At 72.0% G+C, this 12,683-nt stretch carries 11 protein-coding genes; 7 read left to right on the top strand and 4 right to left on the bottom strand.

What is annotated here, in order from left to right:
- The first annotated feature begins 12 nt into the window (after positions 1 to 12).
- Entirely contained in the window at positions 13 to 1,767 is a 1,755-nt protein-coding gene (locus tag KIS93_RS48505; protein WP_222107950.1) for a gamma-glutamyltransferase family protein, read from the top strand.
- Positions 1,764 to 2,504 carry a sulfite exporter TauE/SafE family protein gene (locus KIS93_RS48510; RefSeq protein WP_186404857.1) on the top strand — a complete coding sequence of 247 codons (741 nt, stop codon included), beginning with the start codon at positions 1,764 to 1,766 and terminating at the stop codon, positions 2,502 to 2,504. Before KIS93_RS48505 ends, KIS93_RS48510 begins: the two co-directional genes overlap by 4 nt.
- On the opposite strand, the gene KIS93_RS48515 is transcribed toward KIS93_RS48510, so the two are convergent.
- From KIS93_RS48515 to KIS93_RS48525, 3 genes are all read right to left on the bottom strand, one after another.
- Positions 2,501 to 3,586 (bottom strand): carboxylate-amine ligase, encoded by a 1,086-nt coding sequence (locus KIS93_RS48515; protein WP_080042036.1) that lies wholly within the window; start codon positions 3,584 to 3,586, stop codon positions 2,501 to 2,503. The two genes, KIS93_RS48510 and KIS93_RS48515, sit on opposite strands and share 4 nt — an antisense overlap.
- A gap of 75 nt (positions 3,587 to 3,661) precedes the next feature.
- On the bottom strand, positions 3,662 to 4,312 hold the full coding sequence (locus tag KIS93_RS48520) for a M15 family metallopeptidase (RefSeq protein WP_080042037.1): 651 nt from the start codon (positions 4,310 to 4,312) through the stop codon (positions 3,662 to 3,664).
- 12 nt (positions 4,313 to 4,324) lie between these two features.
- Positions 4,325 to 5,473: an ROK family transcriptional regulator gene (locus tag KIS93_RS48525; protein ID WP_080042038.1), complete on the bottom strand. Its 1,149-nt coding sequence runs from the start codon at positions 5,471 to 5,473 to the stop codon at positions 4,325 to 4,327.
- Between the two features lie 136 nt (positions 5,474 to 5,609).
- Here KIS93_RS48525 and KIS93_RS48530 point away from each other — a divergent pair, with 136 nt between their 5' ends.
- From KIS93_RS48530 to KIS93_RS48545, 4 genes are all read left to right on the top strand, one after another.
- On the top strand, positions 5,610 to 6,932 hold the full coding sequence (locus tag KIS93_RS48530; protein ID WP_080042039.1) for a sugar ABC transporter substrate-binding protein: 1,323 nt from the start codon (positions 5,610 to 5,612) through the stop codon (positions 6,930 to 6,932).
- A gap of 2 nt (positions 6,933 to 6,934) precedes the next feature.
- Complete coding sequence (locus tag KIS93_RS48535) at positions 6,935 to 7,948, top strand: carbohydrate ABC transporter permease (RefSeq protein WP_168021660.1); 1,014 nt, start codon at positions 6,935 to 6,937, stop codon at positions 7,946 to 7,948.
- Positions 7,945 to 8,796 (top strand): carbohydrate ABC transporter permease, encoded by an 852-nt coding sequence (locus KIS93_RS48540; RefSeq protein WP_080042040.1) that lies wholly within the window; start codon positions 7,945 to 7,947, stop codon positions 8,794 to 8,796. Before KIS93_RS48535 ends, KIS93_RS48540 begins: the two co-directional genes overlap by 4 nt.
- A 65-nt stretch (positions 8,797 to 8,861) precedes the next feature.
- Positions 8,862 to 10,301 (top strand): glycoside hydrolase family 3 protein, encoded by a 1,440-nt coding sequence (locus KIS93_RS48545; RefSeq protein WP_080042041.1) that lies wholly within the window; start codon positions 8,862 to 8,864, stop codon positions 10,299 to 10,301.
- 589 nt (positions 10,302 to 10,890) lie between these two features.
- Here the strand turns inward: KIS93_RS48545 and KIS93_RS48550 are convergent.
- Positions 10,891 to 12,072 (bottom strand): ROK family transcriptional regulator, encoded by a 1,182-nt coding sequence (locus KIS93_RS48550; protein WP_080047143.1) that lies wholly within the window; start codon positions 12,070 to 12,072, stop codon positions 10,891 to 10,893.
- A 159-nt stretch (positions 12,073 to 12,231) separates the two neighbouring features.
- Here KIS93_RS48550 and KIS93_RS48555 point away from each other — a divergent pair, with 159 nt between their 5' ends.
- The gene (locus KIS93_RS48555) at positions 12,232 to 12,681 is read left to right on the top strand and encodes an RrF2 family transcriptional regulator (protein ID WP_080042042.1); all 450 of its coding nucleotides are present in this window, start codon (positions 12,232 to 12,234) and stop codon (positions 12,679 to 12,681) included.
- Positions 12,682 to 12,683: the final 2 nt, after the last annotated feature.

Consider the following 12,683-nt stretch of genomic DNA (forward strand, 5'->3'; position numbering starts at 1 on the left):
GGCGACTTCGGCATGGTCGCCAGCACGCACTGGCTGGCCTCCGCCACCGGCATGGGCGTCCTGGAGCGCGGCGGCAACGCGTTCGACGCGGCGGTGGCCGCCGGGTTCGTGCTGCAGGTCGCGGAGCCGCATCTGAACGGCCCCGGCGGCGAGGTGCCGATCCTGTTGTGGAGCGAGGCCGAGCAGAAGGTGTCGGTGGTGTGCGGGCAGGGCGTGGCGCCCGCCGCGGCCACCATCGAGCGCTTCGCCGGGCTCGGCCTGGACGTCGTGCCCGGCACCGGCCTGCTCGCGGCGACCGTGCCGGGGGCGTTCGGCGGCTGGATGCTCATGCTGGAGCGCTGGGGCACCTGGTCGCTGGCCGACGTGCTGGCCCCGGCGATCCACTACGCCGAGCACGGCGTGCCGGTGCTGGAGCGCATCTCGGGCACGATCGGCTCGGTCGAGGAGCTGTTCCGGCAGGACTGGCCCACGTCGGCGGCCACGTGGCTGCCGGGCGGGAACGTTCCGAAGCCGGGCTCCAAGCTGGCCAACCCGGTGCTGGCCGCCACCTACCGGCGGCTGGTCGCCGAGGCCGAGGCCGCGTCGAGCACCCGCGAGGGCCAGCTCGCCGCCGCCAGGAAGGCGTGGTACGAGGGCTTCGTCGCCGAGGCGATCGCCGAGTTCAGCGCGACGACGGCGTGGCGCGACAGCTCGGGCGAGGTGCACGGCGGCCTGCTCACGGGCGACGACCTGGCCGGCTGGTCGGCGTCGGTGGAGGAGCCGCTGACCTTCGACTACCGCGGCTACACGGTGGCCAAGACGGGGCCGTGGGGCCAGGGGCCGGCGTTCCTGCAGCAGCTCGCCCTGCTCGACGGCTTCGACCTGGACGGGATGGACTTCCTCGGCGCCGACTACCTGCACACGGTGACGGAGGCCGCCAAGCTGGCCTTCGCCGACCGCGAGGCCTGGTACGGCGACACCGACGTGCCCATGGCCGACCTGCTGAGCCCGGCCTACAACGCCGAGCGGCGCACCCTGATCGGCGACCGGGCCAGCCTGGAGCTGCGGCCGGGATCGCCCGGCGGCCGGGCGCCCAGGCTGCCCGTCTTCCCCGACCCTGGCACCGCGAGCGACGCGCCCGGCCTGTCCGGCGCGCGCAAGCCCCAGGGCGTCGGCGAGCCCACGGTCGCCAAGGACGGCATGGTCAAGGGCGACACCTGCCACGTGGACGTCGTGGACCGCTTCGGCAACATGGTGTCGGCCACGCCCAGCGGCGGCTGGCTGCAGAGCTCCCCCACCATCCCGAAGCTGGGCTTCTGCCTGGGCACCCGGGCCCAGATGTTCTGGCTGCAGGAGGGAGTCGCCACCGCGCTGCGGCCCGGCGCGCGCCCGCGTACGACGCTGTCGCCGTCGTTCGCGCTCAGGGACGGCAAGCCGTGGCTGGCGTTCGGCACCCCCGGCGGCGACCAGCAGGACCAGTGGAGCCTGAACTTCTTCCTCGCGCTCGTCCACGGCAAGCTGAACCTCCAGGAGGCCATCGACGCCCCCATGTTCCACTCCGAGCACTTCCCCAGCTCGTTCTTCCCGCGCGGCTCCCGCCCCGGCGTCATGCACGTCGAGGACCGCATCGGGGAAGGCGTGGTGGCGGAGCTGCGCCGGCGCGGGCACGAGGTCGAGGTGCAGGGCCCGTGGTCGCTGGGCCGGCTGAGCGCGGTCGCCCGTGACGGCGCGTTCCTCAAGGCCGCCGCCAACCCGCGTGGCGCCCAGGGCTACGCCGCCGGCCGATGACCGACCTGCTCTTCCTGGTCGGTGCCGGCCTGCTGGCCGGTGTGGTGAACGCCCTGGCGGGCGGGGGGACGCTGATCTCGTTCCCCGCCCTCCTGGCGCTGGGTTACCCGGGCCTGACCGCCACCGTCACGAACGCGGTGGCGCTGTGGCCCGGCTATCTGGGGGGTGTGCTCGGCTACCGGGCCGAGCTGAAAGGGCAGAGGCGCCGGGCCGTCCTGCTGTCGGTCGCGGCGGTGCTGGGGGCCTGCGCGGGCAGCTCGCTGCTGCTGCTCACGCCGGGCAAGCTGTTCGAGTCGATGGTGCCGTGGCTGGTGGCCTTCGCCAGCCTCGCCCTGCTGGCGCAGCCGTGGCTGCGCAAGCTCATCGGCGGCGAGGCCGATGGCCGGACCAGCCGGATGGTGTACGCCGGGGTGTTCCTCGGCGGCTGTTACGGCGCCTACTTCAACGGCGGCATGGGCGTGGTGCTGCTGACCGTGCTCGGCCTGTTCCTGCACGACAACCTGCACCGGGTCAACGCCGTGCGGGCCGTGCTGTCGCTGGTCGTCAGCTCAGTCTCGGTCGTCGCGTTCTCCCTGTTCGGCCCCGTGGAGTGGACGGCCGCGGCGGTGATCGCGCCGGCCAGCCTGGTGGGCGGCTTCCTCGGCACCCGCCTGGCCAAGCTCATGCCCGCCAAGGTGCTGCGGGGCGTGGTCGTCGCGTTCGGCCTGGGGGTGGCCGTCGCGCTCGCCCTGCACTAGGCGACGGTCGCCTCGATGAGGTCGTCCACCACCTCTTCGAGGGCGTTCGCCTTCGCGTACGCGCGCCGCTGCCGCATCGCCCCCGAGCCCGAGCGCAGCAGCCGGTCGAGGCCCTCCTGGATGAACGTCAGGTCGCCGGCCTCGGCCAGCGCCGGGCGTACGTGCTCCAGGAGGCGCCCGGCCAGCACCGCCGCCGGCACGAGCGTGCCGTGCCGGACGTCGAGGCTGTCGCCCTGCAACCCGTCGCGGGCGGCCCGCCAGTAGGCGGCGCGCAGCACCTCGGCCGGAACGGGCAGCCCGCGGTCGCCGCGCGCGACGGCCCCCAGCGCGGTGACGACCAGCGCGCGGATGAGCCCGATCAGGGTGAGGCTGTCGGCCACGTCGAGCGGCACGTCGGCCACCCTGATCTCCACGGTGGGCAGGCGGGGCGACGGCCGGGTGTCCCAGTAGACGGTCTTGGGGTCGAGCAGCACGCCCGACTCGCCCAGCGCCCGCAGGGCCAGCTCGTACGCCCCGTACGACGGGAAGTACGGCGGCGCGCCGGAGACCGGCCACCGGCCCCAGCTGATCACCCTCCAGGAGGCGTAGCCGGTGTCACGGCCCACGAAGAACGGCGAGTTGGCGGCCAGCGCGATGAGCGTCGGCAGCCAGGGCCGCAGGTGGTTGCCCACGTAGACGGCGTGCTCGGGGTCGGGCACGTCGACGTGCACGTGCAGGGCGCAGATGCTGATCTCGTCCTGCAGCGCGCGGTAGAGCGTGCGGCCCTGGTGGTAGCGGACGTCGTCGGTGAGCGGCGGCGGCATGACGTTGCCGAGGACGGGGATGCCGCTGGCGACGACGGCCAGGCCGCACGAGCGGGCCGCGCCCGCCACCTCCTTGCGCGCGGCACGCAGTTGCGAGCCGAGCTCGCTCAGGTCGGCGGAGGGCGGCGTGCGGGCCTCCACCTGGAATCGGGTGATTTCGTGAACCACGTCCAGCATGTCCGTCGCGGCGGCCAGCACCTCGGCCGCCCGGGGAGTCACGTGGCGGGTGCGGGGATCGACGATGAGGTACTCCTCCTCGATCCCGATGAGCGGAACCATGCCCACACCTCGTTGGGGAGTCCAACCCTCCGTAGGGAGTTGTGCCCCTACCTCACCCCCCGGAAAACCCGGTTGTCAGAGGGTGAACTCCACGGGTCCGTAGAGTGCCTCCGGGGCGCGGGTGACCATCGCCCAGTAGCGGTCGCCGTACGACCAGTGCCACCACTCCGTCGGGTAGTTGACCAGGCCGGCGGGCTCCAGGGCGGCGGCGAGCAGCTTGCGGTGGGCGCGGGCGTCGTCGGAGATGTTCGGGGCGGCGGTGTAGCAGGCGCCGTCGCTCTGCTCCGGGTTGTCGTTGACCTCGGTGCCCATGTCGTACTCGGTGCCGTCGGGGGCGCACAGCGTCAGGTCCACGGCGGCGCCGGCGGTGTGCGGGGCCACCTCGACCGGGGAGACGTAACGGCTGGCGGCCACGTACGACTCCTCGGGCGTCAGGCCGGTCAGCGTGGCACGGTACTCGTCGAAGATCCTGCGCTGGGTCGCGACGGGCCGGTAGCCCTCGACGATCAGCAGGTGATAGCCGTCGGGCAACAGGCTCTCCGCGTGCTCCAGGCGCTGGAGCACCCCGGCCCGCAGGTGCGCGTAGGCGCCCTGCTCATCCGCCATGCGCGGGTCCACGCGCAGCCGCCCGCGCACGTCCGCGAGCGGTTCGCCGCTCTCCTGCACCGGGATCGAGGTCACGCGCGGGTCCGAGATCAGCACGACTTCGTTCGGGGACTGCCACATGGGCAAGAATTCTCACACAGTGTCGGAGAAGACCTGCTCCCGGGCCTGTTCCAGCGCGGCCACCAGGGCGCCGCGCAGCACGGGGTTGCCCGCGACCCTGGTGGTGACGACGGTGGGCCGGCTCGGGCACACGCGGGCCACGGCCTCCTGCACCTTCGCCGCCAGGCGCTCGCCACCCGCCCTGCCGATGTCGCCGCTGAGCACGATGAGGCCGGGGTCGAGCACGACGGTGACGGCGGCGGCGCCCAGGGCCAGCCGGGCCGCCACGGCGTCCAGGTACGCCTCGTCGCCGCCGCGTACCAGGTCGGGCACCGTGTGGCCGCTCACGCCGCGCTCGTCGGCCAGCCCGCGCAGGGCGTCGTGCCCCACCAGGCGCTGGAAGGAGCCCGTCTGCGGCCTCGTGACGTCGGACGGCAGCGGCTCGCCCGGGACGGGCAGCCAGCCGATCTCGCCGGCGCCGCCGGTGATGCCCCGGTGCAGCCGGCCGCCGAGCATGACGCCGAGCCCCTGGCCGACGCCGGCCCAGATGACCACGAAGTCGTCGTGGCCGACGGCGGCGCCGTGCCGGTGCTCGGCCAGGGCGACGAGGTTGACGTCGTTCTCGATGGTCACGGAGGCGCCCAGCGTCTCGCGCAGGCTGGCCAGCACGCCGACGTGCCAGGCGGGCAGGTCCACCGAGATGCGCACGTCGCCGGTGGCGGGGTCGACGACGCCTCTCGTACCGATGACGAACGCCCGCAGTTGCGACAGGCTGACGTTGGCGGCGTCGCACGCCCGCTGGACGGCGGCGTGCACCGCCTTGACCGGATCGCGACCGTCGGAGGGATTGACGGTGATCTCGACCACGACCCTGCCTGTGATGTCCGCCACACCCACCGTGAGGCTTTCGGGCAGCACCTCCAGCCCGGCGACGTACGCGCTCGACGGGACCACGGCGTACAGGGCGGCGTGCGGCCCCCTGCCTCCGGCGCGCTCGCCTGCGACCTCCACGAGCCCCCGCTCCTCCAGGCGCGCGAGGAGCTGACCTGCGGTTACCTTGGAGAGCCCGGTCCGCTCACCGAGCTCGGCACGGGTGAGAGGGCCGTTCCCGAGGAGCAGTTCGAGTGCCGCGCGGTCGTTCAGCCGGCGTAGCAACCGGGGGGTTCCCGGGTCTCGGCTCATCGGCGCACCCTTCTCGTCACGATCGGCTAACGAGCGTTTCTTTTAAGAAAGTTTCTTGTTAGTTTACCAGCATCGTTCGGATTTGACGATCAGCCTGGTGCGGACCGTAGGCCGGCACCCGGGAAGGGAGAACCCTGTGAGGATCGCGAAGATCACAGCCACCACGGTCACCGCGGCCGCCCTGGCCCTGGGCCTGGCAGCCTGTGGCTCCGGTGGCTCTGGCGAACAACCCCCCACGTCCTCACCCAGCGGCGCCGCCGCCTCCGGCCCCAAGTACGCGGGCAAGACGCTCAGCGTGTGGCGGCTCGGCGACAGCAACCCGGCCGCGGCCAAGTACATGGAGGAGCTGAACGCCGAGTTCACCAAGCAGACCGGCGCGCAGGTCAAGCTGGAGTGGATCCCGTGGCCGCAGGTCGCGGACAAGTTCGCCGCCGCCGCCACCGGCACCGGCCCGGACGTGACCGAGATCGGCAACGACCAGGTGCCGATGTGGCAGAGCCAGGACGCGCTCACGCCCATCACCGACATCGCCCGCGAGGGCGACCGGGCGCAGATCCCCCAGAACCTCTACGGCTACGAGACCGTGGACAACGAGATCTACGCGGTGCCGTGGGGCGCGGGGGCCCGCGCGGTGCTCTACCGCAAGGACTGGTTCGAAGACCTCAAGATCGAGGTCCCGAAGACCTGGGACGAGCTCGTCGCCGCCGCCAAGAAGATCCAGGCCGAGAAGAAGGGCGTGGACGGCTTCGCCTTCAACGGCGGCTCCGACGCCAACCACCTGCTGGCCGCGTTCGCCTGGTCCGAAGGCGGCGACTACGCCGTCAAGGAAGGCGACAAGTGGGTCGGCAAGCTCACCGAGCCCGGCTTCCAGAAGGGCTTCGCCACCTACACCGGCCTCGTCCAGGACGGCCTGTCCAGCAAGGCGAACCTGACGCTCAACACCGTGGACATCCGCAAGCGCTTCGCCAACGACAAGGTCGCGATGTACCTCACCGCCGCCTGGGACCTGGCCGGCATCGAGGAGGACTCCAAGGGCAAGCTGAAGGGCGACAAGCTCGGCTTCTTCCCGCTGCCCGCCAAGACCGGCGGCGTCGCCGCCTCCTTCTTCGGCGGCAACGACATCGCGCTGTGGGGCACCACCCAGCAGGCCGAGCTGGGCAAGGAGTACATCAAGCTGGCCACCAGCAAGACCTGGGCCGACCGGTACGCCAAGGAAGGCGGCCTGCTGCCCGTCTACCCCGACACCCTCCAGTCGATGAACGAGGACCCGGCGCAGGGCGCGTTCGCCCAGGCCTTCGCCAAGGCCAGGGCCTTCCCCGCCGACCCCAACTGGTCCGAGGCCGACGCCACCAAGGCCGTGCTGCAGAACGCGGCCCGCGCCGTCATCGAGGGCAAGAAGGACGCCAACACCGCCCTCGCCGACGCCAACAAGGAACTCGAAGAGATCCTGAACCAGTAGCGATGGCCAACACCTCAACGGTCGCCCGGGGCGCAGGCTCCTCCCCCGCCCCGGGGCACCGGCGCAACAAGAGCGGCCGGGCCGCGCGCCCCAGCGGGATGCCGAACTGGAGCATCCCGTACCTCCTGCTCGTCCCCGGCCTGCTCGTCATCGCGGGCCTCCTGCTGTACCCGATGTTCCAGCTCGCCGTCATGGCCTTCCAGAAGGTCGGCCTGGCGCAGATCAGGGGCACCAGGCCGGCCGAATGGGTGGGCACGGAGAACTTCCAGAAGATCCTCGACAACGAGATCTTCTGGTCGGCGCTGCGCAACACCGTGGCCTTCGCCGCCGTCGCCGTCAGCCTCACGCTGATCGTCGGCACCGCCGTGGGCGTGCTGCTGAACAAGCTCGGCAAGAAGATGTCGCTGTTCGTGGTCATCGGCTGCATGTTCGCCTGGGCCGTGCCCCCCGTCGCGCAGGGCGTCATCTGGCGCTCCCTCTTCGACGCCGAGTCCGGCATCGTCAACTGGGCGCTCAACCTGCTGCCCGACTGGCTCGCCGCCCCGCCCGCCGGCCAGGAGAGCTGGACCGGCACCCCCTGGCTCAACGACACCATCCCCCTCTACATCGCGCTGACCGTGTGTGTGGTGTGGGCGGGCTTCCCGTTCATCGCGGTCTCGGTGCTGGCCGGCCTCAAGGGCATCCCCGCCGAGCTGTACGAGGCCGCCAAGGTCGACGGCTCCGGCGCGTGGCACACGTTCAGGAAGATCACCCTGCCCATGCTGAAGCCGGTCTTCGCCGTGCTGACGGTCCTGTCGATCATCTGGGACTTCAAGTGCTTCAGCCAGCTGTACGTGCTCATGAACGGCCCCACCAACCGTGACGGCTTCAACCTGTCGATGTACGCCGTCGCCGAGGCCTTCAAACCGCCGCAGAAGCTCGGCACCGGCGCGGCCATCTCCGTCGTGCTGACGATCATCCTGCTGATCATCACCGTCGTGTACGTCAGGCAGATCGTGAAGCAGGAGGAGATGTGACCCCCCTCGCCCGCAAGAGACTCGGCAAGGTCCTCCTGAACGCGGCCGGCGTCCTGGTCTTCCTGTACGCGGTCTTCCCCGTGTACTGGATGATCTCCACCGGCTTCAAGGAGAACGACCAGATCTTCACCACGGACTTCATCCCGTTCCCCACACACTTCACCTTCGACCACTTCGCGCGGGTGCTCACCGAAGGCGTGGCGAACAACTCGATCTGGCTCTACATGCGCAACAGCGCCATCGTGGCGCTCGGCACCGTGCTCATCGGCTCGGCGTTCGCGCTGCTGTCGGCCACCGCCATCGCCCGCTTCCGGTTCAAAGGACGCACGACGTTCCTGATCCTGCTGCTCGTCGTGCAGATGCTGCCGGCCGAGGGCCTGCTCATCCCGCTCTACATGATGGTCAAGCGGGTCGGGCTGGGCGACCAGCTCATCGGCCTCATCATCACCCAGGTCGCGCTGACGCTGCCGTTCGCCGTGTGGATGCTGCGCACGTTCGTCGCCGCCGTGCCCAAGACGCTGGAAGAGGCCGCCTGGATCGACGGGGCCGGGCGCATGACGACCTTCTGGAAGGTGCTCTTCCCGCTGGTCGCGCCCGGGCTCGTGGCCACCAGCATCTTCTCGTTCATCACCGCCTGGAACGACCTCGTCTTCGCCCTGTACCTCATGTCGGGGAGCGAGGGATACACGATGCCCGTCGCCCTGCAGTACTTCTTCGGGCAGAAGGGCGTCGACTGGGGCGCCATCATGGCCGGCTCGACGCTGATGACCGTCCCCGTCGTCATCTTCTTCCTGCTGGTGCAACGCCGCATGGTCGCCGGCCTCACCGCCGGCGCCGTGAAGGGCTGACGACCTCCCGCGTACGGTGCCGCCCGGCACCGTACTCCACCATGCCTTGACAACGATGAGGAGCCATGAGTCAGAGTGATCGGGGGCTGCGCCGACTCGCGGCCGGCACACTGCTCGTCGCCTTCCAGGGCACCACGGCGCCCGACTGGGTGCTGCGCGAGCTGGAGCACGGCCTCGGCGGCGTGACGCTCTTCGGCTTCAACGTGGCCGACCCCGCCCAGGTGCTCCGCCTGACCACCGCGCTGAGGGGAGCCGGTGAGCCCGTCATCTCGCTCGACGAGGAAGGCGGGGACGTGACGCGGCTCGCCTACCACGTCGGCAGCCCGTACCCCGGGAACGCGGCGCTGGGAGCCGTCGACGACGTCGATCTCACCCGCAACGTCTACCGGGCCATCGGCTCCGAGCTGGCCGCCTGCGGCATCAACCTCGACATGGCGCCCAGCGCCGACGTCAACACCGAGGCCGACAACCCCGTCATCGGCACCCGATCCTTCGGCGCCGAGCCCGGCCTGGTCGCCCGGCACACCGTCGCCGCCGTCGAAGGCCTCCAGTCCGTCCGCGTCGCCGCCTGCGTCAAGCACTTCCCCGGCCACGGCGCCACCCGCGTGGACTCCCACCTCGCCGTCCCCGTCGTCGACGTCGGCCTCGACGTCCTGCGGGAACGCGAGCTGGCGCCCTTCCGCGCCGCCATCGGCGCCGGCGCCAAGTCGGTGATGACCGCGCACGTCGCGGTGCCCGCCGTGACGGGCCCCACGCCCGCCACCCTGTCCGGCGCCGCCCTGACCGGGCTCCTCAGGGGCGAGCTCGGCTACGACGGCGTGGTCATCACCGACGCGCTCGACATGCACGCCATCACCAGGAGCGTCGGCCTCGCCGGCGGCGCCGTGCTCACCCTCGCCGCCGGCTCCGACCTGCTGTGCCTCGGCCCGCTGCCCACCTACGACGACGTCCAGGCCATCATCGCCGAGATCGTCACCGCCGTCCGCGAGAACCGCCTGCCCGCCGCCCGCCTGGAGGAGGCCGCCGCCCGCGTCACCGCCCTGCGCGCCTGGGCCGCCACACCACCCCAGGTCACCGCCGAGCCGAACGGCATCGGCCTGCACGCCGCCCGCCGCGCCGTCCGCCTCACCGGCTCCGCCGCCCCCCTCGTCCGGCCCCTCGTCATCGAGGTCGACACCCCGCCGACCATCGCCGTGGGCGACGTGCCGTGGGGCGTCGGCCCCTGGCTCCCGGACGCCGAGATCGTCCGCGTCAAACCCGCCACCGCCGACGCCCCCGCCCTCCTCGCCAAGGCCGCCGGCCGCTCCCTGGTGGTGGTCGTCAAGGACGCCCACCGCCACCACGAAAGCCAGGCCCTGGTCACCGCCCTGGTCTCGGCCCGCCCGGACACGACGGTCATCGAAATGGGCCTGCCGGTGTGGCGCCCGGAGAGCGCCGCCTACATCGCCACGTACGGCGCCGCCCGCGCCAACGCCCAGGCCGCCGTCGAACTCCTCACCGCCTGACACGACGACGCTTGGTTCGGCGCACGTGCGCACCCTCTCCCGCCCAACACCCGCGCACGTGCGCCGCCGCACGCCTCCCGTTTCCAGCGCGCCTTCCGGTGCCAGCGGCGCTGCACCGCCCGGCACGCCGGCACCGCACCGCCACGCGCGCCTCCAGTGCCCGGCGACGCTGCACAGCCGGTGCACCAGCGCTGCGCCGCAACGCGCCCCTTCCCGTTCCCAGCGGCGCTGCGCCGCCACGCGCGGCTTCCCTCGCACGGCGCCACTGCACCGCCCCACGCGTAGCAGCCCTGCGCACCCAGGCGGCGCCCTCCCGTTCCCCCTGAGACCGGGCCGCCAGGCGCGCCGGCGCTGCGCCGCCACGCGCCTTCAGTGCCCGACGACGCTGCACCGCCACGCGCACCTTCCCGTGCCCGGCGACGCTCCACCGCCGGTGCGCCGACGCTGCGCCGCCACGCGCGCCTTCCCGCTCCCGGCGACGCTGTGCCGCGCGGCGCGGCTTCCCGTTCCCAGCGGCACCGCGCCGCCAGGCGCGTGCCTCCCTCCACTTCCCCCAAAAGGACCCCAGCCGGAGTATGGCGGGAGAGTCTCAGGGGGTCAGCAGTTCCTCGCGGGCCTGGTCGAGGGCCGCCAGCACGGCCCCGCGCAGCACGGGGTTCTTGTCCGTGACCGTCGTGGTGACGACCTGCGGCCGGACCGGGCAGATGCGGGCCACCGCCTCCTCCACCCGGGACGCCAGCGCCGCCCCGCCGGCGTGCCCGACCTCCCCGGCCAGCACGACGAGCCCGGGGTCGAGGATGACGCACACCGCCGCGACCCCCAGGGCGAGCCGCCGCGCGACCTCGTCCAGCAGGGCCTCGCCTTCGGCCCCGGCCGCCACGGCGACCTTGACGCATTCGCTGGCGCTCCCGGCGGCGAAGCCGTACCCCTGGGCCAGCTCGGTCACCGCTTCGGCGCTGACGAGCGACTGGAGCCCGCCGGCCAGGGAGGGCAGCCGCCCGGGCAGCGTACGGATGTCTTCGGGCAGCGGCACCCCGGGCACGGGCAGGTAGCCGATCTCGCCGGCGCTGCCGGAGCGGCCGCGGTGCAGCTTGCCGCCGAGGGTGACGGCCAGCCCGAGCCCGCGGCTGGCCCACAGGAGCACGAAGTCGTCGACTCCTTGGGCGGCTCCGTCGGCGCGTTCGGCGATGGCGGCGAGGTTGACGTCGTTCTCGATGGTGACCTGGCGGCGCAGGTCTCCGGCGAGGGCTTGGTGGATGCCTTCGTGCCAGCCGGGCAGGTCGAAGGAGAAGCGGATGTCGCCGCTGCGCGGGTCGACGACGCCGGGGGTGCCGATGACGACGCCGCGCAGCTTGGACAGGCTGATTTTGGCGCTGCGGCACGCTTTGACGATGGCGCCGTGCACGATGGGGACGGGGTCGTCGTGGCCGTCGGGGTCGACGGTGATCTCGGCGATGGTGTTGCCGTGGATGTCGGCGACGGCTGTGGAGATCAGGTCGGGCCCGACTTCGAGTCCGGCGACGTACGCGCTGGAGGGGATGACGGAGTAGAGGGCCGCGTTGGGCCCGCGCCCGCCGGCCTGCGTGCCGACGACTTCGACGAGCCCGCGCTCTTCGAGCCTGGCCAGCGTCTGGGAGGCCGTGACCTTGGACAGACCGGTCAGGTTGCCGATCTGCCCCCGTGTCATGGGGCCGGTCGCCAGCAGCAGCTCCAGCGCGGCCCGGTCGTTGATCTCCCTGAGCAGTCTGGGCACACCAGGGCGTCGCTCCACGCTGAATCCCACCGTCAAATCGAAAAGGTTGTTGGAAGTTTAGCGCTCCGTCTCCTGCCTGGTGTGAACGCCGATTTCGCACCCGACGGAAACGGATCTTGCGCTCATTCTGGCAGGCTTGCGCGTAACCAGTGTTGACCAGGAGGGATAATCGAGAACATGCGCCTATCCGCTCGTGTCGACTACGCCCTCCGAGCCGCCGCTGAACTGGCCGCAGCCGGTGCAGGCCCGACTACTGTGGGCGAGCTCGCCAAGGAGCAGGACATGCCGCCCAAATACCTGGAGAACATTCTGCTGCAGATGCGCCGCGCCGGGCTCGTGCGCGGGCAGCGCGGGCCGGAGGGCGGCTACGTGCTGGCCCGGCCGGCTTCCGACATCTCGCTGGCCGACGTGATCCGCGCCGTGGACGGCCCGCTGGCCAACGTGCGCGGCGAGCGGCCGGAGCACGTCGGCTACCGGGGGCCGGCGGAGTCTCTGCAGCAGGTGTGGATCGCGTTGCGGGCCACTGAGCGGTCGATCCTGGAGGAGGTCACGCTCGAGCAGGTCTCGTCGGGCGCGCTGCCGGAGCGCATCCGCCAGCTCGCCTCCGACCCCGCCGCCTGGGACTGATC

Source organism: [Actinomadura] parvosata subsp. kistnae (assembly GCF_900323885.1).
In the GTDB taxonomy this organism is placed as follows: domain Bacteria; phylum Actinomycetota; class Actinomycetes; order Streptosporangiales; family Streptosporangiaceae; genus Nonomuraea; species Nonomuraea composti.

Excerpts from the sequence above, each read along its gene's own strand:
- KIS93_RS48520 (WP_080042037.1), bottom strand. The coding sequence starts at position 4,312 with ATGTGGCAGTCCCCGAACGAAGTCGTGCTGATCTCGGACCCGCGCGTG.
- KIS93_RS48525 (WP_080042038.1), bottom strand. The coding sequence starts at position 5,473 with ATGAGCCGAGACCCGGGAACCCCCCGGTTGCTACGCCGGCTGAACGAC.
- KIS93_RS48535 (WP_168021660.1), top strand. The coding sequence starts at position 6,935 with ATGGCCAACACCTCAACGGTCGCCCGGGGCGCAGGCTCCTCCCCCGCC.
- KIS93_RS48510 (WP_186404857.1), top strand. The coding sequence starts at position 1,764 with ATGACCGACCTGCTCTTCCTGGTCGGTGCCGGCCTGCTGGCCGGTGTG.
- KIS93_RS48515 (WP_080042036.1), bottom strand. The coding sequence starts at position 3,586 with ATGGTTCCGCTCATCGGGATCGAGGAGGAGTACCTCATCGTCGATCCC.
- KIS93_RS48545 (WP_080042041.1), top strand. The coding sequence starts at position 8,862 with ATGAGTCAGAGTGATCGGGGGCTGCGCCGACTCGCGGCCGGCACACTG.
- KIS93_RS48555 (WP_080042042.1), top strand. The coding sequence starts at position 12,232 with ATGCGCCTATCCGCTCGTGTCGACTACGCCCTCCGAGCCGCCGCTGAA.
- KIS93_RS48505 (WP_222107950.1), top strand. The coding sequence starts at position 13 with ATGGTCGCCAGCACGCACTGGCTGGCCTCCGCCACCGGCATGGGCGTC.